At 65.1% G+C, this 23,067-nt stretch carries 19 protein-coding genes; 4 read left to right on the plus strand and 15 right to left on the minus strand.

Going from position 1 to position 23,067, the window contains the following annotated elements; genetic code table 11:
* Positions 1–94: 94 nt before the first annotated feature.
* Genes ACEN42_RS12855 through ACEN42_RS12865 form a run of 3 tightly spaced genes read right to left on the minus strand, consistent with a single transcriptional unit; the run spans position 95 to position 6,096 of the window.
* A complete protein-coding gene (locus ACEN42_RS12855) occupies positions 95–1,624 on the minus strand; it encodes an efflux transporter outer membrane subunit (RefSeq protein ID WP_187607610.1) in 1,530 nt (509 codons plus the stop codon).
* A 14-nt stretch (positions 1,625–1,638) separates the two neighbouring features.
* Positions 1,639–4,812 carry an efflux RND transporter permease subunit gene (locus tag ACEN42_RS12860; protein WP_187607609.1) on the minus strand — a complete coding sequence of 1,058 codons (3,174 nt, stop codon included), beginning with the start codon at positions 4,810–4,812 and terminating at the stop codon, positions 1,639–1,641.
* A 15-nt stretch (positions 4,813–4,827) separates the two neighbouring features.
* On the minus strand, positions 4,828–6,096 hold the full coding sequence (locus ACEN42_RS12865) for an efflux RND transporter periplasmic adaptor subunit (protein WP_187607608.1): 1,269 nt from the start codon (positions 6,094–6,096) through the stop codon (positions 4,828–4,830).
* A gap of 456 nt (positions 6,097–6,552) precedes the next feature.
* Between ACEN42_RS12865 and ACEN42_RS12870 the strand changes: the two genes are divergently transcribed.
* Positions 6,553–7,191 (plus strand): TetR family transcriptional regulator, encoded by a 639-nt coding sequence (locus ACEN42_RS12870; protein WP_187607607.1) that lies wholly within the window; start codon positions 6,553–6,555, stop codon positions 7,189–7,191.
* On the opposite strand, the gene ACEN42_RS12875 is transcribed toward ACEN42_RS12870, so the two are convergent.
* Complete coding sequence (locus ACEN42_RS12875) at positions 7,180–7,812, minus strand: cysteine hydrolase family protein (protein WP_371881124.1); 633 nt, start codon at positions 7,810–7,812, stop codon at positions 7,180–7,182. The genes ACEN42_RS12870 and ACEN42_RS12875 overlap by 12 nt on opposite strands.
* Positions 7,813–7,935: 123 nt before the next feature.
* On the opposite strand from ACEN42_RS12875, the gene ACEN42_RS12880 reads away from it, so the two are divergent.
* Entirely contained in the window at positions 7,936–8,892 is a 957-nt protein-coding gene (locus ACEN42_RS12880; protein WP_371880140.1) for a helix-turn-helix domain-containing protein, read from the plus strand.
* A gap of 4 nt (positions 8,893–8,896) precedes the next feature.
* Here the strand turns inward: ACEN42_RS12880 and ACEN42_RS12885 are convergent, their stop codons facing one another.
* From ACEN42_RS12885 to ACEN42_RS12910, 6 genes are all read right to left on the minus strand, one after another.
* Positions 8,897–9,688, minus strand: coding sequence for a CoxG family protein (locus tag ACEN42_RS12885; RefSeq protein WP_371880141.1), 792 nt, complete (start codon positions 9,686–9,688; stop codon positions 8,897–8,899).
* A 74-nt stretch (positions 9,689–9,762) separates the two neighbouring features.
* Entirely contained in the window at positions 9,763–10,140 is a 378-nt protein-coding gene (locus ACEN42_RS12890) for a DUF427 domain-containing protein (protein ID WP_371880142.1), read from the minus strand.
* A 145-nt stretch (positions 10,141–10,285) separates the two neighbouring features.
* Entirely contained in the window at positions 10,286–10,768 is a 483-nt protein-coding gene (locus tag ACEN42_RS12895) for a carboxypeptidase regulatory-like domain-containing protein (protein WP_371880143.1), read from the minus strand.
* A gap of 138 nt (positions 10,769–10,906) precedes the next feature.
* Entirely contained in the window at positions 10,907–12,409 is a 1,503-nt protein-coding gene (locus ACEN42_RS12900) for a DegQ family serine endoprotease (protein ID WP_238209868.1), read from the minus strand.
* Between the two features lie 366 nt (positions 12,410–12,775).
* Entirely contained in the window at positions 12,776–14,077 is a 1,302-nt protein-coding gene (locus tag ACEN42_RS12905) for an ATP-binding protein (RefSeq protein WP_238284873.1), read from the minus strand.
* Positions 14,077–14,739, minus strand: coding sequence for a response regulator (locus ACEN42_RS12910; protein WP_371880144.1), 663 nt, complete (start codon positions 14,737–14,739; stop codon positions 14,077–14,079). Before ACEN42_RS12910 ends, ACEN42_RS12905 begins: the two co-directional genes overlap by 1 nt.
* Before the next feature lie 252 nt (positions 14,740–14,991).
* Here ACEN42_RS12910 and dacB point away from each other — a divergent pair, with 252 nt between their 5' ends.
* Entirely contained in the window at positions 14,992–16,590 is a 1,599-nt protein-coding gene (dacB, locus tag ACEN42_RS12915; RefSeq protein WP_371880145.1) for a D-alanyl-D-alanine carboxypeptidase/D-alanyl-D-alanine-endopeptidase, read from the plus strand.
* Positions 16,591–16,846: 256 nt separating this feature from the next.
* On the plus strand, positions 16,847–17,953 hold the full coding sequence (locus ACEN42_RS12920; RefSeq protein ID WP_187607599.1) for an SGNH/GDSL hydrolase family protein: 1,107 nt from the start codon (positions 16,847–16,849) through the stop codon (positions 17,951–17,953).
* Between the two features lie 92 nt (positions 17,954–18,045).
* Here the strand turns inward: ACEN42_RS12920 and ACEN42_RS12925 are convergent, their stop codons facing one another.
* The 5 genes from ACEN42_RS12925 to fba form a co-directional block, all read right to left on the minus strand.
* Positions 18,046–19,077, minus strand: coding sequence for an L-threonylcarbamoyladenylate synthase (locus tag ACEN42_RS12925; protein ID WP_371880146.1), 1,032 nt, complete (start codon positions 19,075–19,077; stop codon positions 18,046–18,048).
* 18 nt (positions 19,078–19,095) lie between these two features.
* Complete coding sequence (locus tag ACEN42_RS12930; protein ID WP_238284890.1) at positions 19,096–20,283, minus strand: 5-(carboxyamino)imidazole ribonucleotide synthase; 1,188 nt, start codon at positions 20,281–20,283, stop codon at positions 19,096–19,098.
* Positions 20,284–20,349: 66 nt separating this feature from the next.
* Positions 20,350–20,871 carry a 5-(carboxyamino)imidazole ribonucleotide mutase gene (gene purE / locus ACEN42_RS12935; protein WP_187607596.1) on the minus strand — a complete coding sequence of 174 codons (522 nt, stop codon included), beginning with the start codon at positions 20,869–20,871 and terminating at the stop codon, positions 20,350–20,352.
* Between the two features lie 52 nt (positions 20,872–20,923).
* Positions 20,924–21,814: a phosphoribosylaminoimidazolesuccinocarboxamide synthase gene (locus ACEN42_RS12940; RefSeq protein ID WP_187607595.1), complete on the minus strand. Its 891-nt coding sequence runs from the start codon at positions 21,812–21,814 to the stop codon at positions 20,924–20,926.
* A gap of 151 nt (positions 21,815–21,965) precedes the next feature.
* Positions 21,966–23,030 carry a class II fructose-bisphosphate aldolase gene (gene fba, locus ACEN42_RS12945; RefSeq protein WP_035497826.1) on the minus strand — a complete coding sequence of 355 codons (1,065 nt, stop codon included), beginning with the start codon at positions 23,028–23,030 and terminating at the stop codon, positions 21,966–21,968.
* Positions 23,031–23,067 lie beyond the last annotated feature (37 nt).

Consider the following 23,067-nt stretch of genomic DNA (forward strand, 5'->3'; position numbering starts at 1 on the left):
TTTTTTTGGCTGACCGATTTGCCGCGAACGCCGAAAAGCACGCAAGAAAAAGCCCGGCGCGCGGCCGGGCTTCGTTTCAATCACGTCGGGCGGATCAACTCGCCGCAGGCGCCGAGGCCGGCTGCGGCGGCGCGCTCTGCGAGCCGTAGTCGACGGGCGCATCGGCGGGGCGCGGCGCTTCGCCGGCACGCTCGATCCATCCGCCGCCCATGAACTGATACAGATCGACGAGGTTGGTGAGGCGGTTCAGCCGCGCGGTGATCAGCAACTGCTGTGCTTCGTACAGCGCCGTCTGCGCGGTCAGCACCGCGAGATAGCTGTCCACGCCATTGCGATAACGCAAGTCCGACAACTCCAGACGCCGGCTCTGCGAATTCACGAAGCGCTCGAGCGACTTGATCTGCTCGTCGAACGTGCCGCGTGCCGCGAGGCCGTCCGCGACTTCGCGGAACGCGGTCTGGATCGCCTTCTCGTAGTTGGCGATCTCGATGCGCTTCTGCACGTTCGCGAGATCGAGATTGGCCTTGTTCTGGCCGCCCTCGAAGATCGGCACCGTGATTTGCGGCGCGAACGACCACGCAGCCGAACCGGGCTTGAACAGACCGCCGAGCGTCGGCGACAGCGTGCCGAAGCTGCCCGTCAGCGAAACGCGCGGGAAGAACGCCGCACGCGCCGCGCCGATGTTCGCGTTGGCCGCGAGCAGCGACTGCTCCGCCGCCGCGATGTCGGGACGGCGCGTCAGGAGATCGGACGGCAGGCCCGCCGGAATGTCCGACAGGAGGTTCTGCGTGTCGAGCGGCATGCCGGGCGGCAGATCCGCGGGCAACGGTTCGCCCACGAGCAGCACCAGCGCGTTTTCCGCCTGCGCGCGCAAACGCGACTGCGTTTGCAGATTCGCCTGCGCCTCTTCGACGACGCCTTCCGACTGGCGCAAGTCCAGTTCGGTGCCCGTGCCGTTGTCGTACTGCAGCTTCGTGATGCGGAACGACTCCTGCGCCGTCTTCAGCGTGTTCAGCGTGACGGTGAGCTGATCGTCGTAGGCGATCATCGTCAGATACTGATCCGCCACCGACGACACCAGCGCGATCTCCGCCGCCTTGCGCGATTCGGCAGTCGACAGATATTGCGCGAGCGCCTGATCCTTCAGGCTGCGGATGCGCCCGAAGAAGTCGATTTCCCACGACGCGTTCAGGCCGACCGAATACGTGTTCGAGATCGTCTGGTCGAAGAACGACAGATTGCGCGGCGTGCGCTGCTTGCTCTGCGACGCGGCTGCGTCGAGCGTCGGGAACAGGCCGGCGCGCGTGATCTGATACTGCGCGCGCGCCGCCTCGACGTTGAGCACCGAGACGCGCAAGTCGCGATTGTTCTTCAGCGCGAGCTCGACGATCTTCTGCAGACGCGCATCGGCGAAGAAATCGCGCCAGCCGATCTCCGGCGCGCTCTGCCCGTTCGCGCTGCGCCCATTGCTCGCCGACGACGACGCGTCCGGCTGGTGCGCGTACACGCCGCCCTCCGGAAACGTCTGCGTGACGGGCGCCGCCGGCTGCTCGTATTTCGGCTGGAGCGTGCAACCCGCGGCGAATACGGCTACGGCGGCCGCGATCAAGGAATGTTTAAGCATTTCTATGTCCTTCCTTATCGGGAGCCATTCTGCGAGCCGCCATGCGGACCTTCGATATCGCCCGATGTACCCGGCGACGGCACGTCCTTGCTCTTGCTGAATTTCGAGATCACGACGAAGAACATCGGGATCATGAAAATGGCAAGGAAGGTCGCGGTCAACATGCCGCCGATCACGCCGGTGCCGATCGCGTGCTGGCTCGCCGAGCCCGCGCCGTTACTGATCGCGAGCGGCATCACGCCGAGAATGAACGCGAGCGACGTCATCAGGATCGGGCGCAACCGCAGGCGCGCCGCTTCCATCGCCGCTTCCACGGTCGACATGCCCTGGATGCGCAACTCGCGCGCGAATTCCACGATCAGAATCGCGTTTTTCGCCGACAGGCCCACCGTCGTCAACAGACCGACCTGGAAGAACACGTCGTTCTCCAGACCGCGCAGTGTCGCGGCGAGCAGCGCCCCGAGCACGCCGAGCGGCACGACCATGATGACCGAGAACGGAATCGACCAGCTTTCGTACAGCGCCGCGAGACACAGGAACACGACGAGGATCGAGATGCCGTACAGGATCGGCGCCTGCGAACCCGACTGGCGTTCCTGATACGACAGACCCGTCCACTCGTAGCCGATACCCGCCGGCAGCTTCGCCGCGATCGCTTCCATCGCCGTCATCGCCTGGCCGGTCGACTTGCCAGGAGCTGCCGCGCCCTGGATTTCCACCGCCGAGATGCCGTTGTAACGCTCGAGCTTCGGCGACCCGAAGGTCCAGTTGCCGGTCGCGAACGCGCCGAACGGCACCATCGTTCCGGCGCCATTGCGCACGTACCACTTGTTGATGTCTTCCGGATTCATGCGGAACGGACCGTCGCCCTGCACGTAGACCTTCTTGATCCGGTTATCGACGTCGAGGAAGTTGTTCACGTACTGCGACGCCCACGCGATCGAGAACGTCTGGTCGATGTCCGAAATCGCGACGCCGAGCGCGTTGGCCTTCTCGCGGTCGATGTTCACCTTGAACTGCGGCGTGTCGTTCAGGCCGTTCGGGCGCACCTGCGCGAGCGTCGCGTCCTTCGATGCCATGCCGAGCAGCATGTTGCGCGCTTCCATCAGCTTCGCGTGGCCGAGGCCCCCGCGATCCTGCAGCTCGAAGTCGAAGCCCGCCGCGGTGCCGAGTTCAGGAATCGAAGGCGGATTGACCGGGAAGATCATCGCGTCCTTGTAGGGCGCGAAGTGCATGAACATCCGCCCGACGAGCGCCTGCACCTTCTGGTCGCTGTGCTGCCGGTCCGCATATTCCTTCATCCGCACGAACACGAGACCGGAGTTCTGGCCGCGGCCCGCGAACGAGAAGCCGTTCACCGTGAACACCGATTCGACGATCGCCTTCTCGTCCTTCAGCAGATATTCCTGCACGTCCTTCAGCACATGCGCCGTGTATTCCTGCGTGGAACCGGCCGGCGCCTGCACGAGCACGAACATCGTGCCCTGGTCTTCGTCAGGCAGAAACGACTTCGGCAGACGAAGGAACAGCATGCCCACCGCGACGATCACCACGATATAGATGATCAGCCAGCGGCCCGAGCGCCGGATCACGTGCTGCACGCCGCTGTGGTACTTCGCTTGGCTCTTGTTGAAGGTGCGGTTGAACCAGCCAAAAAAGCCCTTCTTCTCGGGCTGATGCCCTTCCGGATGCGGCTTCAGGATCGTCGCGCACAGCGCCGGCGTGAGAATCAACGCGACCATCACGGACAGCACCATCGCCGCGACGATGGTCAGCGAGAACTGCCGGTAAATGGCGCCGACCGAGCCGCCCGAGAACGCCACCGGCACGAACACCGCCGACAGCACGAGCGCCACGCCGATCAGCGCGCCGGTGATCTGGTCCATCGCCTTGCGGGTCGCCTCGCGCGGCGATAAATGCTCCTCGGACATCACCCGCTCGACGTTTTCCACGACCACGATCGCATCGTCCACGAGCAGACCGATCGCGAGCACGAGGCCGAACATCGACAGCACGTTGATCGAGAAGCCCACCGCAGACATGATCGCGAACGTGCCGAGCAGAACGACCGGCACCGCGATCGTCGGGATGATCGTCGCCCGCAGGTTCTGCAGGAACAGATACATCACGAGGAACACGAGCACGATACCTTCGATCAGCGTCTTGACCACTTCCTCGATCGACAGGCGCACGAACGGCGTCGTGTCGTACGGATACTTCACGACGAGGCCGTGCGGGAAGTACTTCGACAGGTCGTCGATCTTGGCCCGGACCGCCTTCGCCGTGGCGAGCGCGTTCGCGCCCGTCGCGAGCTGGATACCGAAGCCGGCCGTCGGCTGCCCGTTGTACTTCGTGTCGAAGTTGTAGTTTTCGCCGCCGAGGTCGATCTTCGCGACATCCTTCAGGCGCACTTGCGAGCCGTCCTGATTCACCTTCAGCAGGATGTTGCCGAACTGCTCGGGCGTGCGCAGCAGCGTCGCTTCCGTGATGGTCGCCTGGAGCATCTGCCCCGCCACCGCCGGCGTGCCGCCGAGACCGCCCGCCGCCACCTGCACGTTCTGATTGTTGATGGCGTTCTTCACGTCCACGGGCGTGAGCGCGTAGTTCGTGAGCTTGGTCGCATCGAGCCAGACGCGCATCGCGTACTGCGAGCCGAACAGCGTCGTGGTACCGACACCGTCGATACGCGAGAGCGGATCCGCCACGTTCGACGCCACGTAGTTCGCGAGGTCGTACTTGCTCATGCTGCCGTCTTCGGACACGAACGCGAGCACGAGCAGGAAGCTCGAACTCGATTTCGTGACCTTCGTGCCGAGCTGCTGCACGACTTGCGGCAAGAGCGGCGTGGCGAGCTGCAGCTTGTTCTGCACCTGCACCTGCGCGATGTCGGGGTTCGTGCCCGCCGCGAACGTCAGCGTGACGGTCGCCGTGCCCGAGTCATCCGATGTCGACGACAGATACAGCAAGTGATCGAGGCCGGTCATCTGCTGCTCGATCACCTGCGTCACCGTGTTTTCGACGGTGCTCGCGGATGCGCCCGGATACGTCGCGCTGATCTGGATCGCAGGCGGCGCGATCGTCGGATACTGGGCGACCGGCAGCGTGAAGATCGACGCCATCCCCGCCAGCATCAGGATGATCGCAATCACCCACGCGAAGATCGGTCGATCGATAAAAAACTTTGCCATGTAACAGGCTCCCTTTTATTGCGCGCCCGAAGCGGCCGATGCAGCCTGCGCACCACTCGCGCCGCTTGCGTTCGCCGGAGCGGCGGCGGCGCCCTGCGCGCCCGATGCGCCCGGCGCCTGCGCTGCCTGTGCGTCCGACGCCGGATACGGGAATTTCGCGTCGACCGGCTTCACCTGCATGCCGGGCTTCGCCTTTTCCACGCCGTTCACGATCACCCGATCGCCCGGGTTCAGGCCGCTGTCGACCACCCAGTTGTTGCCGTAGGTGGCGCTCGTGACGAGCTGGCGCAGTTCGACCTTTCCGTCCTTGTTGACGACGAGCGCGGTCGGCGTGCCCTTCTGGTCATGCGTGACGCCGATCTGCGGCACGACGAGCGCGTGATCGTTCACGCCTTCCTGAATGCGCGCGCGCACGAACATGCCCGGAAGGAGCACGCGGTCCTTGTTCTGGAAGATCGCGCGCACGGTCACGGAGCCGGTGCTCTGATCGACGCTCACGTCGGAGAACTGCAGCTTGCCCTGCTCGGTGTAGGTGCGGCCGTCTTCGAGCACGAGCGTGACCTTCGCGGCGTGGATGCCTTCGGTCTGCAGGCGGCCTTCCTGGATCTGCCTGCGCAGTTGCAGGCCCTCGACGCTCGATTGCGTCAGGTCGACGTAGATCGGATCGAGCTGCTGCACGGTGGTCAAGAGCGTCGCGGCGCTCGCCTGCACATACGCGCCCGGCGTGACCTGCGACAGGCCGGTGCGGCCGGTGATCGGCGAGACGACATCGGTGTAGCCGAGGTTGATCTGCGCGGTATCGACCGATGCCTTGCCCGCGGCGACATCCGCAACGGCCTGGCCCTGCGAGGCCACGGCGTTGTCGTAGTCCTGCTTCGACACCGCGTTGGCCGCGACGAGGATCTTGTAGCGCGACACGAGCGCGTTCTGCGACGCGACGTTCGCCTGCGCCTTCGCCAGCGTCGCCTTCGCGTTGTTCAGCGCGGCGATGTACGGCGCCGGATCGATCTTGTAGAGCCGCTGGCCGGCCTTGACCTCGGAGCCTTCCGTGAATTCACGGCGCAGCACGATGCCATCGACCCGGGCGCGCACTTGCGCGACGAGGTAGGCGTTGGTGCGGCCCGGCAAATCGACGACGACCGGCACGCTCGTCGGCTGCACGGTGACGGTGCCCACTTCGGGCGTTTGCGGCGGAGGCGCTGATTGTTTTTGCCCGCACGCTGCCAGGAACACGGCAGCCGTCGCGGCGGTGAGTAAGCGGAGTGGAATCCGTTCGACGCGCATGGAGCGACCTCTGTCTAAGACTGAGAGTGAAGTAAGTGCGCGGCGGCCTTCCCCGGGCAATGCCGCGCACGAGCGTCCTTCAGGACGCTTCCAATAAACAAAACTTATCCGACGATTGAGCGGTGACGCCGGCCAGCGGCCGGCATTTCATGCACGTGCGCGACGCTCTGAAGCGCCGCCAGTGGCCCAAGGAAGGCCGAACGCGCAATGGAAACGAAAGCTTAATTCGGAATCTGCTCGCCCGCGGCTGAAATTTGTGAATATCGGTGGACGGGTGGTATTGTATATACATTCGTGGATGAATGTATAAACGCGTACACGTTTATCCCCATTTGAAGCGAGAAACAACTCGTTCAGGCGTCCGACTTCGGTCGGCCAACCTTAGACAAGGGGCGCGCGACGCGCCCGTTCAACGGCAGCAAGAGCTGGAGCAGACGGCCCGAAAGGCCGCACGATATGGTCAGACGAACCAAGGAAGAAGCGCAGGCGACGCGCAATCGAGTTCTCGACGCGGCCGAGCGCGTCTTCTATGAGAAAGGCGTATCGCGCACGACGCTCGCGGATATCGCGCAGGCGGCGGGCGTGACGCGCGGCGCGATTTACTGGCATTTCGCCAACAAGGGCGATCTCTTCAACGCGATGTTCGACCGCAGCCTGCTGCCGCTCGACGAGCTCGTCGCAACCACGCTCGACGGCAAGGAAGAAGACCCGCTCACGCGCCTTCGGGAGCTGTTCGTCTGGTGCATGCGCAACATCACGACCGACGAGCAGCGCCGCCGCGTCTTCGACATCCTCTTTCTGAAATGCGAGTTCGTCGAGGAAATGGGACCGGTGCGCGAGCGGCATCAGAACAACATGCGCGACGGCATGGAGCGCATCGAACGCGCGCTACGCAATGCCGTCGAAAAAAAGCAGCTTCCCGCGACGCTCGACACGAACCGCGCGACGACCATGCTTCACTGCCTTTTCACCGGCATCCTGCATGATTCGCTGATGCTGCCGGACCTCGTCCATCCGGAGCGCGATGCCGAAGCGCTCATCGACGCGTGCTTCGACGCGCTGCGTTGCAGCCCGGCCCTCCTCTTAACGACCTGAATTCGCGGCGCGTGCTCGCTGGTTCGACGCGTAGATGTTGTCGCGCGCGGGCGGCTCGCCGCTTTCCAGCGCGCTGATCCAGTCATCCGTGCCGAGCACGGCGGCGAAACGCGACTGCATCACCACCGTGAACACGCGGTGAATCTCTTCCGCACTCGCACGGCCCGCGCTGTTTTCGTAGGGCACGGCGCCGGTCGCATCCACGAGGAATTCCACCGCGAGGCCGGCATGCACCGCGTGCTTGACGGTCGAGTCGTCGCAGTTGTGGGTCATGTAGCCCGCGATCACGATCGTGTCGATGTCGTGCGCCGTCAGCCAGTCGGCGAGATCGGTGCCGGCGAATGCGCTCGGCAGCGATTTCTCGACGTAATGCGCGCGCGGCCGCGACGCCACCGTTTCGTGCAGCTCGGCCATCGCGGAGCCGCGCGCGAAGATCGGCGCGCTCGCCGGCGCGAAATTCTGCACGACGACCACCGGCACGCCGTGCTTTTCGGCGGCATCCATCGCGCGCGCGATATTCGCAAGCGACACGTTCACATCGGGATATTCGATCAGCAGGTTGCCATCGACGTACTCGTTCTGCACATCGATGACGATCAGGGCGCGGCGCGGCATGGTCAACTCCTTCGTGGATGGTCGAAGCATTGTCGCCGCGCCCGCGCGATGTCCAGAAGTGGCCCGATCGCCAACTTTCATCGGAATCGGGCCAAAATGCATCTATTCGATGTTTTGCCGGAGCCGCGCATGACCCGCCATTCGATCGCTGTCGTCGCGTTCGACCGCATCAGCCCGTTTCATCTCGCGGTGCCGTGCATCGTGTTCGGCGAGGAGCGCGGCGGGATCGGCGTGCCGTCGTTCGACTTTCGCGTCTGCGCGGCCGAACCGCACGCGCTCGCGACATCCGCCGGCTTCACGATCGCGGCCCGGCATTCGCTCGACGCCCTCACCGACGCCGATGTGATCATCGTGCCGTCCTGGCGCGATCCGGACGAGATGCCGCCCGATGCGCTGCTCGATGCGCTTCGCGCGGCGCACGCACGCGGCGCGCATGTCGTCGGACTGTGCCTCGGCTCGTATGTGCTCGCGGCGGCGGGCCTGCTCGACGGCCGCGCGGCCACCACGCACTGGGCGTGGGCCGACGATTTCGCGCGGCGCTATCCGCGCGTGCGGCTCGATCCGAACGTGCTCTATATCGACGATGAAAACATCACGACCTCGGCCGGCACCGCAGCCGGACTCGATTGCTGCCTGCACGTGCTGCGCAGGCTGGCGGGCTCGCACGCGGCGAATCAGATCGCGCGGCGGCTCGTCGTGCCGCCGCATCGGCAGGGCTCGCAGGCGCAATTCGTCGACGAGCCGGTTCCCGAACGCCAGAACGGCGAAAAGCTCGCCGGACTGCTCGACTGGCTGCGCGCCAATCTGCAAACGGATCATTCACTCGATGCGCTCGCCGCGCGCATGGCCATGAGCCGTCGCAACTTTACGCGGCGCTTTCGGGAAACGACCGGCGCGACGGTCGGCGCGTGGCTCGTCGGGCAACGTGTCGCGCTCGCGCAGCGCTTGCTCGAAGATACGGACCTGCCGATCGATCGCATCGCGGAACGAAGCGGCTTTCGCACCGGCGCGACGCTGCGCCAGCAGTTTGCGGAGACGCTGAAGACTTCGCCGTCGGCTTATCGACGGGCGTTTCGCGGGACGTAGCCGGTCATTGCAGCCCGATGTGCTGCGCGAGATACGCGAACAGCGCGACGCACACGAGCATCGCCGCCCAGGCCCAGATGGGCAAGCCGAGCGGATGCGGATCGTGGGAATGATCGCGCTCGTGATGCCCGAAGGCATGCCCGTGCAGACGATGCCGCAGCACGCCGCTTGCGTGAGCATCGGCGGACGGTGCGCGCATCGCGCCCGAGCGACGCGAGAATGCCGCCGACATCGCGCTCGGTCGCAAGAACACGTGCCGGCGCTCGGCGCGCTCGCCCGCCGCGCGCATCGACGGCAAGGCGTGCTTCGCGCGCACCACTTCGCAGAATTCGGCGAAGAATTCGTCGGCGCCTTCGCGCAGCGCGTTTTCGATCTGGCGGGCAGGCAGGCCGGCGAGCGGCCCCGATACCGTCGCCCAGACGGTGTATTCGATCCAGGTGGCGCCGCCATCGTCGTCCGGATTCAACGCGACCGCGATCTGCCCGCGCAAGGAGCCGACGCCCTCGCCGCGCGCCTTGAAACTCAACGTGCGGGCGTACACGGCATCGTCGGATTGGGCGGTCTCGCTTTCCGCATGCCCCGCCTGACGCGTGCGCCCGGCGGCATGAGCGCGGATCTCGTAGCGCGCCCGCAGCGCGCCGAGCGGCACGGTCAGCGTGAGGACATACTCGCCGCCGGGCGTGCGCGTGAACGACTCGCAATTGTCGAGGCTCGCGCGCAGCAGCGCGAGATCGGAGAGCGCCTCCCGGACATGCGCCGGGTCGAGCGGAACGCACAATGCATCGGTGACTTCCATTCGAGCCTCCGGCAAAAGGATCGCATGCGTTCGTTATGGCCGAGCGGGCGTGAGGTGTCTGTTCGGCTGCGCGCCTATGACGTTTCGTCGATACGATCGACACGCGAAACGTAAAACGCGAGATAGCCCTTGATTTTCACGGCGGCGTCGAGCGGCGATTCGTAGCTCCACGCGGCGTTCTCCACCGGACCGTCTTCGGTCAGCAGATGATAATGCGTGGCCTGGCCCTTGATCGGACAATCCGTGGTGTGGATGGAGCGTTCCAGACGCGCCATGTTCACGTCGGCGCGCGGGAAGTAGTGCACGTTTTCCGCGCCCGGCTCGATGAGCGTGAGGGACGCGTGCGTATCGGCGTAGGTCACGCCCTGATGAATCACGCGGCAGCGGCGGCCATTCAGCGTGATCTCGATGTGATGCGCCGTCTGGTGCCTGTCGTTCAGTTCCGTGCCCATCGTGCTGCCCCTCCCGCGTGAAAACCGACATCCCAAGAAAAAGCCACGAGTCATCGAGACGCCCGCGGCTTAATTATGAGACAAACTTCCGATTCTGCGTGAGCGCTTTCGATGCCCCGGGCGTATCCCCTTTGGACGCCCGCGCTTACTGAATGTTCCAGTGGAACGCCGCCTTGGCCTTGCCGGGCCCGGCGATCGTCACTGCCTGCTTTTTCTCCTGATCCTTATACTTCGCGTAGACCGTGTAGCTGCCCGGCGGCAGCTTGACGAGCATATATGGTCCCATCGACTCGGCGGAAAGCGCTTCGCCGCCCTTGCCATCGACGATGCGTACGTGCACACCCGAGAGGTAATCGGCGGTCGGGCCCGTGAAGCGCAGCGACAGTGGCCAGTGCGCCTGTTCACGCAACAATGCGCGCGACTCGTCGAGCCCCACGCCGCCGGACGTATAGGAGACGTCGCCTTGCTGCTGAATCTGCGGCAGGCCGCCGCCGTTGGTGTTGCCCGCGCTCGACATGTCGCTCGTCGTGCCGCCCGATGCCTGCGCCCAGGCGCCGCCCGCCATGCCGGCGCTCATCGCCGCAACGAGAACTGCGGCCGCCAGCCTGCCCGTGGTCTTGCTCGTCATATTTCTGCTCCTTTGTCCGATGCCGCCGCGCCCGGGAGCCGGCGGCGTCACGCCCGATGCGTCGATTTCACGCGATGGGGCACCAGGGAACCGTGGAGCATGGTTCGTGCCCGCATCGCACAGGCCTGCGGACGCGCGTCAGCCGAGATCGACCGGAACGAAGATCTGGGCATCGTCGCGCTGGATCAGCAGCGCGATGCTGTCGCCCGCGCGCTGGACCATCGACTTCAACTGTTGCACCGACGTGACCGGCTGGCCGTTCACGGCGAGAATCACATCGCCCGGCTGGATGCCCGCGTTCGCCGCTGCGCCGTTCGACTGCTGCACGAGCAGGCCGCGCGAGAGCGAGTCGCTCTGCTTCTCTTCCGGCGTGAGCGGGCGCACCGCGACGCCCAGCCGCGCGTCCTGCGCCGATGCGCCGTCGTCGCCGCCCGTGTTCGCGCTCGCGGTCTTCGCATCCTTGAGCGCGCCGATCGTCACGGAAAGATCCTTCGCGCCCTTGTCGCGCCACACCGTCACCTTCGCGGCGGTGCCCGGCGAGAGTCCCGCGACCTGCGACGGCAGCGAGGTCGAATCAGTCACCGGCACGCCGTTCAGCGCGGTGATCACGTCGCCCGGCTGCAACCCGCCCTTCGCGGCCGGTCCGCCCGGCTCGACCGAACTCACGAGCGCGCCTTGCGGCGACTTCATGCCGAACGAGTTCGCGAGCGTCTGGTTCATGCCCTGCACCGTCACGCCGAGACGGCCGCGATCGACGTGACCCGTCTTGATGAGCGCGTCCTTGACCTTGATCGCCTCATTGATCGGGATGGCGAACGAAAGGCCCTGGAAGCCGCCCGTCTGCGAATAGATCATCGAGTTGATGCCGATTACTTCGCCCTGCAGATTGAAAAGCGGGCCGCCCGAGTTGCCCGGATTCACGGGCACGTCGGTCTGGATGAACGGCGTGTAGTTTTCGTTGGGCAGCGCGCGCGACTTCGCGCTGATGATGCCCGAGGTCACGGTGTTGTCGAAACCGTAAGGCGAGCCGATCGCGACGACCCACTGACCGACCTTGCTGCCGTTGGGATCGCCGATTTTCACGGTCGGCAGATCCTTCGCGTCGATCTTCAGCACGGCGACATCCGATTGCTTGTCGGCGCCGATGACCTTCGCGCGATATTCACGTTTGTCCGTCAGCTTCACGGTCACGACATTGGCGTTGTCGACGACATGCGCGTTCGTCAGGATGTAGCCGTCGCTGCTCACGATGAAGCCCGAACCGAGACCTTCGCTCGGACGATCCGCGCCGGGACCGCCATCGCCGCCGCCGAAGCCGGGCATGCCACCGAAGCGCTTGAAGAACTGATAGAGGGGATCGTCCGGATCCATCGGCAATTGATTCTGGCCGCGGCGATTCGACGTCTGCTTGACGACGTGCTTCGCGCTGATGTTCACCACCGCCGGACCATAGGTTTCGACGAGACCGGAAAAGTCAGGAATGCCTGTTTTTGCTGCGGCTTCGGCGGGCATCATCGCCGCCGCGGCTGGCGCGATGACCTGCGGCGCCGGCACGTTGTTGTGTCCAGCCACGTAGCCCGCCGACAAGGCAACTGCAACGGCCGCTGCGACGGCGCTGCGGGTGAGGATCTTCGCTTTCATCGTGTGCTCCTGACGAGGGGATGCGCTATTGGAGAGCGCGCTGATTCGATGGAGCAAGATTACGGGGTGTCGCTTAATCCTTTCTTAAAAAACGAAAAAGGGCGTCTGTGAACAGACGCCCCTGGTACTGCGGCTTGCTTCTACTGCACTTACTGCGGGTACTGCTGCACTGCGTAGAACTCACTGCATTACTTCGAACTGCGTTGCTACTACTTCAACTTCAACGTCTTTACTGCGACCTTCCAACTGCTGCTTCCTGCTCCAGACCACTCAAACAACAAGAGCGATATTAGTGATCGGGAACGCTCGATCGAAGAAGATAAGTCCGAAAGATCTGCCGCCAAGAGAAGCGGCGCGAACGCGGCATCAGAACGTCACGATGACCTTGAGCCCGCCCGCTTCCGATTGTCCGAGCGACACCGCCGCGCCGTGCTGAACCGCGATGCGACGCACGATTGCAAGCCCGAGCCCGCTGCCCGCCACGTCGGTGCGCGCGCGATTCGCGCCCTCTCCCACGCGATAGAACCGGTCAAACACGCGTTCGCGTTCTTCTTGCGGAATGCCCGGCCCGGTATCGGAGATTTCGACGACCGAACGCCCGTCCCGCATCATCAGGCAGACGTCCACGCGTCCACCTTTGGGTGTGTACTTCGTCGCGTTATCGATGAGATTGTTGAACATCACGCGCAGCGAATCCGCATCGCCCTTCACGGTTGCCGGTTCGCTCGCCTCGATGCCGAGATCGACGCCGCGCTCCTGCGCGACCAGCACGCAACCGCGCACGCAAGCTTCGAGCAGTTCCCGCAGATCGACTTGCGTCTCGACGCCCTTGCCGTCCGGCTCCGATCGAGCGAGCGCGAGCAATTGCTCCGCGAGCCGCGTGGCGCGCGCGATGCCTTCATGCAGATCCCCAAGCGCCTCGCGGCGCGTTTCGTCGTCCTGCGCGCGCGCGACGAGCTGCGCCTGAATCTGCACTGCCGCGAGCGGCGTGCGCAGTTCATGCGCGGCATCGGCGACGAAGGCTTTTTGCGTATCGAGCGCAGCCGACAGCCGCGAAAGCAGCGCATTCAACGCGCGCACGACCGGCCGCACTTCCTGCGGCAGACGTTGATCGGAGAGCGGATCGAGCGCTTCGGGATGACGCGTATCGAGCGCACGCGTCACGCGCTGCAAAGGCGCGAGGCCGAGCCCGACGATCACCCAGATCGCGAGCCCGAGCAGCGGCAGCAGCAGCACGAGCGGCCACAGCGTGCGCCACGCGACGCCCGCCGCGACGCGATTGCGGATCGACAGCGGCTGCGCAAGCTGCACGACGTTGTCGCCGACGATCGCGCTATACACGCGCCATTCGCCGCGCGGCGTGGATTCGGTGGAGAAACCCAGTTCGGCGTGCGGCGCGAGCGGCACGCGCGGATGCGAGTAGTACATCAGCACGCCGTTGCGATTCCAGATCTGGATGACGACGCCCTCGTCGCTCTCGCTGCGCGAACTCAGCACCGAAGAAAACGGCTCGGACGGCAGCGCGGCCGCGATCTGCTGCAACTGGTAATCGAAGAGTTCGTTGGCTTCCGCGAGCGCCTGCCGGTAGATGAGCCATCCTGCAAAGCCCACGCCGACGATCACGAGCGCGAGCAGCCAGATCAGCAATTGCCGGCGGATCGACCGCATCAGGCGTCCTTCGCGACCATGTAGCCGAGGCCACGCACGTTACGGATGAGATCGGCGCCGAGCTTCTTTCTCAGCGAATGGATGTACACCTCGACGGTGTTGCTGCCGATTTCCTCGCCCCAGCCATAGATCTTTTCTTCGAGCTGGCTCTTCGACAGCACCGCGCCGGGCCGCGCCATCAGCGCTTCGAGAAGCGCGAACTCACGCGCCGATAACGATACCGGCGCGCCCGCGAGCGTCACCTGATGTCCGACCGGATCGAGCGTCAGCTCACCGTGCCGCACGAGCGACTCGCCCCGCCCCGCGTGTCGGCGAATGAGCGCACGCATGCGCGCGCCGAGTTCGTCGAGATCGAAGGGCTTGACGAGGTAGTCATCCGCGCCGGCGTCGAGCCCTTTCACGCGGTCCGCGATGGCGTCGCGCGCCGTGACGATCAGCACCGGCAGCGAGTTGGCGCGCGCGCGCAATGTCTTCAGCACGTCGAGGCCGTCGCGTTTGGGCAGACCGAGGTCGAGCAGCATCAGGTCGTAAGACTCGCCCGTGACCGCGGTCAGCGCGGCCTCGCCGTCCTGCACCCAGTCGACTGCGAAGCCGTCCGCGCGCAGCGCCCTGCGTACGCCTTCGGCAATCATCCGGTCATCTTCGACAAGCAGGATTCGCATGGCACATGTCTGTTCGTGGTTACATGGGCAGCCTCAAAGCCGCGACCCATTGTAGCCGCGCAGGCTCGCCACAGGCTTAAACGGGACTTAACCGCGCGGATCGTCCACTTTCGGAAGACAACGACGTGTCGCGCCCGATTCCGCATCGCCCGGCGATTTTCCATCCGTACGATTTCCGCAAGGCAGCTTGTCTACAATAGCCGCTTCCCGCGCGCCGCCGCCCGTCATCAGCCCCAATAACAACGCTCGTCCATGCCGCCTGTTTTTCGTTCCGTGTCCTCCCGTCTCTCTTCCTTCGCGCTCGCCGCAGCCTTCGCCTGCATCGCGCTCGGTCATATTCCCGATGCAAATGCGCGCGGTGGCGGCTCGAAGGCCGATTCGCAAGGTCACGCGCCGCAGCGCGCGGCAATCGGCGGGGCCAAGTCGAAGCGCGCGAAGGCCGAGCGCGCCGCGAAGGCGAGCGTGCCCGCCGGTCCGCTGCCCGCATCGGTGATGACGGCGCTCGCGCACGCGCACGTGCCGCTTTCGTCGATGAGCGTCGTCGTGCAGCGCGTCGGCGCGCCGCTGCCGCTCGTCTCCGTCAACGCGAACGAGCCGATGCTGCCCGCCTCGACGATGAAGCTCGTCACCACCTACGCCGGCCTCTCGATGCTCGGCCCGGACTATCGCTGGAAAACGACCGCGTATGCCGACGGCGAAGTCGATGCACAGGGCGTCCTGCACGGCAATCTGTATATCCAGGGCACCGGCGATCCGAAGCTCGTGCCGGAAGAACTGATCGATCTCGTCGAACAGGTGCGCAAGAACGGCATCACGGGCATAGATGGCGCGCTCGTGCTCGACAAGCGCTACTTCGACGCCTCCACGCGCGATCTGCCCGCCTTCGACAACGATGACTCCGCGCCCTACAACGTCGGCCCGGACCCGCTGCTGTACGCATTCAAGTCGTTGTCCTTCACGCTGACGCCGAGCCCAGACGGACAAGTCTCCATCGACGTGCTGCCGCAACTCGCGCAGTTGCAGATCGACAACGAACTGCGCGTCACGCGCGGCGCGTGTACCGGCTCGCTCCAGGCGGCTTCGCCGAGCGTCGCGCAGACGCAGGGCGGCTTCGTGCAGGCATCGTTCATCGGCGACTATCCGTTGCGTTGCGGCTCCCGCACGATCAACGTCGCCGCGCTCGATCACTCGACGTTCTTCGCGGGCGGCTTCCTCGCGCTCTGGAAGCAGGCGGGCGGCACGTTCCAGGGCTCGACACGGGAAGGCGCGACGCCGTCGAATGCGCGGCTCGTCGGCACGCATCGGAGTCCGGTGCTGTCGGACGTCGTGCGCGACATCAACAAGTTCAGCAACAACGTGATGGCGCGCAACCTGTTCCTCACGATCGGCGCGGCGCAAGCGAAGCCGCCCGCGACCACCGCGAAATCGGCAACGGCGATCCAGGCGTTCCTGAAGCGCAGCGCCCTGCCGATGAGCGGCCTCACGCTCGACAACGGCTCGGGTCTTTCGCGCGACGAGCACATCTCCGCGAGCTCGCTCGCCGATCTGCTGATGGCGGCGAACGCGAGTCCGGTCGCGCAGGTGTTCGTCGAATCGCTGCCCGTCGCGGGCGTCGACGGCACGATGCGCAACCGCCTCACCAATGCGGGCGCGCTCGGCAATGCGCACATCAAGACCGGCACGCTGCGCGACGTGCGGGCGATCGCGGGCTATGTCGGCGCGGCGAACGGCGAGAGTTATGTCGTCGTGAGCTTCATCAACGATCCGCGCGCCGAAGCCGCGCGCGCCGCGCACGATGCGCTGCTCGAATGGGTCTACGAAGGCGCGCGCAAGCCGGGCGCGGCGGATTGAACGGCGCTCGCGGTATCGGCTGAGCGCGCCGCTCCCAGGCACGAACGCCCGAAGGGACCGAAGATTTCTTCTAGGAAGTGACACCCGGGAAGATGCGCGCGGCGTGTACGCTGTCGGGCACGCCGCTGGCCCGGTGCGGGTGTGCATCGGGCGGGCGTGCGGCATCGCTTAAACTCGCAGGTACGCGGCGTGCGGACCGCACACGGTCAGGCGCCGCAATCGAACTAGAAAACACCGAAGAAGGGAGACGAGGTCCATGAAGAAGCAACGCTCGACGCGCGCCGCACTGGTGCGCTTTGCCCAAGTCGCGACGGCCAGCGCGGCCTTTGCCCTGATCGCCGCGTGCGGTGGCGGCGGCGATGACAACAATTCCACGCCAGCGGGCGGCGTGAAGCTGCAGGTCGTTTCGTTCGGCGACAGTCTTTCCGACGTCGGCACGTACGCGCCGGTCGCGGCGGCGAACTTCGGCGGCGGCCGGTTCACGACGAATCCGGGTCAAGTCTGGGTGCAGAATGTCGCGCAGTATTACGGCGATACGCTCACGCCCGCGATGACGGGCGGCTTCGGCACGCCGCCTGCCACGCAAGCGGGTCTCGGCTATGCGCAGGGCGGCTCGCTCGTGACGAATCCGATCGGGATCAATCACGTGTCGAACGATCCCGCGAACTACACGGGCGCACTCACGGTGCCGATCGTTCAACAGGTGCAGAACTATCTCACCGCGCACGGCAGCTTCAATTCGAATCAGCTCGTGATCGTCAACGGCGGCGGCAACGACATCCTCTATAACTTCCAGCTGGCCGTGGCCGGCGCGATCACACCGGCACAGGCGAGCGCGGCGATCGGCAAGGCGGCAATCGACCTCGCTGGCGTGATCGGCAAAGTCCTGCAGAGCGGCGCGACGCATGTACTGGTGTCGAACGTGCCGGACATTGGCACCACGCCGCAGGGCATGATGAGTTCGGCCGCCAATCGCGCGCTGCTCTCACAGGCATCGGCTGGCTTCAACCAGGCGCTTGCGGCAGCGCTCACGCAGTCGGGACTGATGTCGAAGGTGATCTATCTGGACATCGTGCCGGTGCTCGCCAATGTCACGGCGAATTTCCAGCAGTTCGGCTTCACCGTGTCGAACACCGGGACGGCCTGTAATCTGCAAGCGATGGCTGCGGCGGCACAGAAGTTCGGCGAGCCGAATCCGCAAGCGTTCGCCACCTCGCTGTTCTGTTCGCCGGAGACGCTGACCGTCGCGGGTGCGGACCAGACGTATATGTACGCGGACACCGTGCATCCGACGACGCATCTGGGTGCGCTCTATGCGCAGGCGGCGGAGCAGGTGGTTGCGAAGTCCGGGTTGGGGAAGTAAGCGTACGAAGCGCTGCGCGAAAAGCAAACCGCTCGGTCGAATCGACCGAGCGGTTTTGTTTTGGTGCTTTCGAAAGAACGTTCAGCGACGCGTCACGCGTCCTCCTCAAACGCCGCCGCCGCCCTCCCCAGCCGATCGTTCACCGCGACCCACTCCACCGTCTCCGGCAGTTTCTCGATCAGAATCCGCTCGACATTCGCCCGATCCAGCGCACGCAACAAGCCATACAAGTTGCGCGCATAACTCTGCGGATCCTCCGGCGCGGCGACGAAATGCACATGTCCCGCATGCGCCCATTCGCCCGCGCTCGACGGCCGGGCCACCAGCGCAACTCTTCCGCCACGCGATCGATCGAACGCCGCGAGCAATGGCTCGATCGACGCAAACGGCAACAGCGCCAACGGCGTGCGCGGCGCGTAGTGCGCCTTCAGCGTCCCCGAGGCGCGCGGCGCCGTGGCATCCGATCCATCCGGCAACCTCGGCGCAATACCGATCACATCCGCGATCTGCCGCGGACTCACATGCCCCGGCCGCAGCAGCGCCGGAAACCCGCGCGACAGATCCAGAATCGTCGATTCGATGCCGACATCCGCCGCTCCGCCATCGAGCACATGCACCGCGCCGCCGAACTCGTCGCGCACGTGCTGCGCGGTCGTCGGACTGACATGACCGAAGCGGTTGGCCGAAGGCCCCGCGACGCCGCCCTGTTTGCCGGTGCCCATCCGCCGCTCATGAAACGCCGAGAGCAGTTGCTGCGCCACCGGATGCGACGGGCATCGCACGCCCACCGAATCCTGGCCGCCGCTGACCGCCGCCGGAATATGCGCCGCGCGCTTGAGAATCAACGTCAACGGGCCGGGCCAGAACGCATCGATGAGCTTCTGCGCGTCGGCGGGCAGCTCACGCACCCAGTAGCCCGGATCGGCTTCGGGCGCGAGGTGCACGATCACCGGATGATTCGCCGGACGGCCCTTCGCAGCATAAATTCGCGCGATGGCGTCGGGATTTTCGGCGTCGCCGCCGAGCCCGTAGACCGTCTCGGTCGGAAACGCGACGAGTTCGCCCGCGTCGAGCAAGGCGGCGGCTTCGTCGATCTGCGCCGCGCTCGGATAGATGATGGTCATTGCTTCTACTACAAAGGCTCAATCGAGCGTGATATGCAGCATGCGCGCACAGTCACGCGCCGCCGTGCGCGCTTCCTCGAGCGTCGCCGCCGTGAAGTTGATGTGGCCCATCTTGCGGCCCCGGCGCGCATCTTCCTTGCCGTACAGATGCAGCCGCGCGGCCGGCATCGCCGCGACTTCCGTCCATGCGGGCGAGCGGGCCTTGTCGCCGTCGAACCAGATATCGCCGAGCAGGTTCAGCATCGCGGCGGGCGAATGCTGGCGCGTATCGCCGAGCGGCATGCCGGTCATCGCGCGGACCTGTTGCTCGAACTGGCTCGTGGCGCAGGCATCGACCGTGTAGTGGCCGGAATTGTGCGGACGCGGCGCCATTTCATTGGCGATGAGCGTGCCGTCTTCCAGCACGAAGAATTCGACGCACAGCACGCCCACATAGCCGAGCTTCGCGGCGATGGTGAGCGCCGCGTCCTGCGCCTGCGCGACGAGCGAAGCCGACGCATCGGGCGCGGGCACGACCGTCTTCGCGAGAATGCCGTTCACGTGCACGTTCTGCGCGAGCGGGAACACCGCCGACTTGCCGTCGCCGCCGCGCGCGATCAGCACGGACACTTCGTACTTGAGCGGCATGCGCTTTTCGAGCACGCACGGCACGCCCGACAGAGACGCATACGCGTGGCGCACGTCCGCGACGTTGCGCACGCTGACCTGTCCCTTGCCGTCGTAGCCGAGACGCGCGGTCTTGAGAATGCCCGGCAGCACCGCCGCGATCTTCTCGTCGGGCAGCGCGGCGAGCGCCTGCGGCGATTCGATCACGACATGCGGCGCGACCGGCACGCCCGCTGCCGCGATGAAGCGCTTCTCCGCGACGCGATCCTGCGCGATCGCCACGCAGCCCGCGGCCGGACTCACGAACGTGCACGACGCAAGAAATTCGAGGCTCGCGGACGGCACGTTCTCGAATTCCGTCGATACCGCCGCGCACAGGCGGCCGAGCTCGGTGAGCGCGGCGCGGTCGTCGTAGGCGGCGCGGATGTGGCGATCCGCGACGGCGCCGGCGGGGCTCGTCTCGTCCGGATCGAGGACGGCGACGCGATAGCCCATCGATTGCGCGGCGAAGCAGAACATGCGGCCGAGCTGGCCACCGCCGACCATGCCGAGCCATGCGCCCGGCAGGATGGGAGAGATCGGGGAATTTTGTGGGTTCATCGTGGGCTTGGGTGGCTGGCTGTGGGCATCAGCGATTGCGCGACGCGCGGTCTGCGCGGGAGGTCATCAAAGCGGCGGCAGCGCCATGTCCCGCGCCGCCTGATTCTGCTTCACACGGAATGCGGCCAGCGCGTCGGCGTATTTCGCGTCGGCGACGCTCAGCATCGACACCGCAAACAGCGCCGCGTTCGCCGCGCCCGCCTCGCCGATGGCGAAGGTCGCGACCGGAACGCCCTTGGGCATCTGCACGATCGAGTGCAGCGAATCGACGCCCTTCAGATACTTGCTCGCCACCGGCACGCCGAGCACCGGCACGGTGGTCTTCGCGGCCAGCATGCCCGGCAGATGCGCCGCGCCGCCCGCGCCCGCGATGATCGCGCGCACGCCGCGCTCACGCGCGCTTTCGGCGTAGGCGAACATCTCGTCCGGCATGCGATGCGCCGAGACGACTTTCGCCTCGTACGGCACGCCGAATTCCTGAAGCATCGCGACGGCGTGCTTCATCACGTCCCAGTCGGAACTGGAGCCCATCAACACGCCGACGAGCGGCGCTTCATGCGTGTGGGCGCCGGTCTGTACTTCGCTCATTCCTTTTCCCTTGAAATGCGCGTGCCGCTTCCCGGAAGCGGCACGTATCGAATTACGACAAAGTCTTGCCAGTGAGACGCTGCAATGCTTCCTGATACTTTTCCGACGTCTTCGCGATCACGTCGTCGGGCAGCTTCGGCGCGGGCGGCTCCTTCTTCCACGGTTGCGTTTCGAGCCAGTCGCGCACGAACTGCTTGTCGAAGGACGGCGGATTCGTGCCGACCTGATAACCGTCGGCGGGCCAGAAGCGCGAGGAATCCGCGGTCAGCACTTCGTCCATCAGATACAGCTCGCCCTTGTTGTCGAGGCCGAACTCGAACTTCGTATCCGCGATGATGATGCCGCGCGTCGCTGCGTACTCGGCCGCTTCCTTGTACAACTGGATGGAGATGCGCTTGATCGTCGCCGACAGCTCGGTGCCGATGCGGCGTTCCATCTCATCGTAGGTGATGTTTTCGTCGTGATGACCCATTTCGGCCTTCGCCGCGGGCGTGAAAATCGGCTCGGGCAGTTTCTGCGCATTCTGCAGGCCCGGCGGCAGCTCGACGCCGCACACCGCGCCCGTCGCCTGATAGTCCTTCCAGCCGCTGCCCGCGAGATAACCGCGCACGACCGCTTCGACGAGAATCGGTTCGAGCCGCTTCACGACGACCGCGCGGCCCGTCACCTGCCCGACTTCATCGGCGGCGACGACGGTCGAAGGATCGATGCCCGTGTTGTGGTTCGGCACGATGTGACCGAGCTTCTCGAACCAGAAATCGGCCATCGTGTTCAGCACGCGGCCCTTGTTCGGAATTGGCTCGCCCATGACGACATCGAATGCGGAAAGGCGGTCGGTCGTAACGATCAGGAGCTTGTCCTGACCGACTGCGTAATTGTCGCGGACCTTGCCGCGGCCGAGCAGCGGCAGCGATTTGATCGTGGATTCGTATAGCGTGGACATCGTCATGTACCGGAAGGGTTCTGAAATGGTGAACGCCGCACTTTGCCTTCGAGCGCGGAAAGAGAGAAAAAAAGCGAACGGGCTCCGAACCCGGAACCCGTTGATTTTACTTTACAAATAACGCCTGGCTCAGATCAGGCTTATTTCGCGCTCATTTGACGATCTGCGCGAGCGCGCCGGACTTGTACTTCTCGGCGATCTTGTCGAGCGAAACCGGCTTGATCTTGCCCGCCATGCCTTCGCAACCGAACTGCATGTAGCGCTGACGGCAGATTTCCTTCGCCGCTTCGCGCGCGGGCTTGAGGTAATCGCGCGGATCGAACTTCGACGGATTTTCGAACAGATAGCGGCGGATCGCGCCGGTGATCGCGAGGCGCAGATCGGTATCGATGTTCACCTTGCGCACGCCGTGCTTGATGCCTTCCTGAATCTCTTCGACCGGCACGCCGTAGGTTTCCTTCATGTCGCCGCCGAACTCGCGGATCTCGGCGAGCAGCTCCTGCGGCACCGACGACGAACCGTGCATCACGAGGTGCGTGTTCGGAATGCGCTGGTGGATTTCGCGGATACGGTCGATGGCGAGAATATCGCCCGTCGGCTTCTTCGAAAACTTGTACGCGCCGTGCGACGTGCCGATCGCGATCGCCAGCGCATCGCACTGCGTCTGCTTCACGAAGTCGGCGGCCTGCTCGACGTCGGTCAGAAGCTGCTCGCGCGTCATCGTGCCTTCGGCGCCGTGGCCGTCTTCCTTGTCGCCCTTCATCGTTTCGAGCGAGCCGAGCACGCCCAGCTCCGCTTCGACGGTGACGCCGATCGAATGCGAAAACTCCACGACCTGCTTCGACACCGCGACGTTGTATTCGTACGACGCGACGGTCTTGCCGTCGGCTTCGAGCGAGCCGTCCATCATCACGCTGGTGAAGCCGGAGCGGATCGCGGCCATGCACACGGCCGGCGACTGGCCGTGATCCTGATGCATCACGACCGGAATATGCGGATACGACTCGACGGCCGCTTCGATCAGATGGCGCAGGAACGCTTCGCCCGCGTACTTACGCGCGCCGGCGGACGCCTGCATGATGACGGGCGCGTTCACTTCGTTCGCGGCCGACATGATCGCCTGCACTTGTTCCAGATTGTTGACGTTGAATGCCGGGAGGCCGTAGCCGTGTTCGGCCGCGTGATCCAGCAGTTGACGCATTGATACGAGAGGCATTGTGGTGAAACTCCATGATGTGAAACGAATTCTGCAG

The organism is Caballeronia sp. S22 (assembly GCF_964261745.1).
In the GTDB taxonomy this organism is placed as follows: domain Bacteria; phylum Pseudomonadota; class Gammaproteobacteria; order Burkholderiales; family Burkholderiaceae; genus Caballeronia; species Caballeronia jiangsuensis.

What these genes read in the sequence shown, in the direction of transcription:
- ACEN42_RS12940 (WP_187607595.1), bottom strand. Translation starts at nt 21,814, where the DNA reads ATGTCCACGCTATACGAATCCACGATCAAATCGCTGCCGCTGCTCGGC.
- ACEN42_RS12920 (WP_187607599.1), top strand. Translation starts at nt 16,847, where the DNA reads ATGAAGAAGCAACGCTCGACGCGCGCCGCACTGGTGCGCTTTGCCCAA.
- dacB (WP_371880145.1), top strand. Translation starts at nt 14,992, where the DNA reads ATGCCGCCTGTTTTTCGTTCCGTGTCCTCCCGTCTCTCTTCCTTCGCG.
- ACEN42_RS12855 (WP_187607610.1), bottom strand. Translation starts at nt 1,624, where the DNA reads ATGCTTAAACATTCCTTGATCGCGGCCGCCGTAGCCGTATTCGCCGCG.
- ACEN42_RS12930 (WP_238284890.1), bottom strand. Translation starts at nt 20,283, where the DNA reads ATGAACCCACAAAATTCCCCGATCTCTCCCATCCTGCCGGGCGCATGG.
- purE (WP_187607596.1), bottom strand. Translation starts at nt 20,871, where the DNA reads ATGAGCGAAGTACAGACCGGCGCCCACACGCATGAAGCGCCGCTCGTC.
- ACEN42_RS12865 (WP_187607608.1), bottom strand. Translation starts at nt 6,096, where the DNA reads ATGCGCGTCGAACGGATTCCACTCCGCTTACTCACCGCCGCGACGGCT.
- ACEN42_RS12905 (WP_238284873.1), bottom strand. Translation starts at nt 14,077, where the DNA reads ATGCGGTCGATCCGCCGGCAATTGCTGATCTGGCTGCTCGCGCTCGTG.
- ACEN42_RS12900 (WP_238209868.1), bottom strand. Translation starts at nt 12,409, where the DNA reads ATGAAAGCGAAGATCCTCACCCGCAGCGCCGTCGCAGCGGCCGTTGCA.
- ACEN42_RS12895 (WP_371880143.1), bottom strand. Translation starts at nt 10,768, where the DNA reads ATGACGAGCAAGACCACGGGCAGGCTGGCGGCCGCAGTTCTCGTTGCG.
- fba (WP_035497826.1), bottom strand. Translation starts at nt 23,030, where the DNA reads ATGCCTCTCGTATCAATGCGTCAACTGCTGGATCACGCGGCCGAACAC.
- ACEN42_RS12890 (WP_371880142.1), bottom strand. Translation starts at nt 10,140, where the DNA reads ATGGGCACGGAACTGAACGACAGGCACCAGACGGCGCATCACATCGAG.
- ACEN42_RS12880 (WP_371880140.1), top strand. Translation starts at nt 7,936, where the DNA reads ATGACCCGCCATTCGATCGCTGTCGTCGCGTTCGACCGCATCAGCCCG.
- ACEN42_RS12910 (WP_371880144.1), bottom strand. Translation starts at nt 14,739, where the DNA reads ATGCGAATCCTGCTTGTCGAAGATGACCGGATGATTGCCGAAGGCGTA.
- ACEN42_RS12860 (WP_187607609.1), bottom strand. Translation starts at nt 4,812, where the DNA reads ATGGCAAAGTTTTTTATCGATCGACCGATCTTCGCGTGGGTGATTGCG.
- ACEN42_RS12885 (WP_371880141.1), bottom strand. Translation starts at nt 9,688, where the DNA reads ATGGAAGTCACCGATGCATTGTGCGTTCCGCTCGACCCGGCGCATGTC.
- ACEN42_RS12925 (WP_371880146.1), bottom strand. Translation starts at nt 19,077, where the DNA reads ATGACCATCATCTATCCGAGCGCGGCGCAGATCGACGAAGCCGCCGCC.
- ACEN42_RS12870 (WP_187607607.1), top strand. Translation starts at nt 6,553, where the DNA reads ATGGTCAGACGAACCAAGGAAGAAGCGCAGGCGACGCGCAATCGAGTT.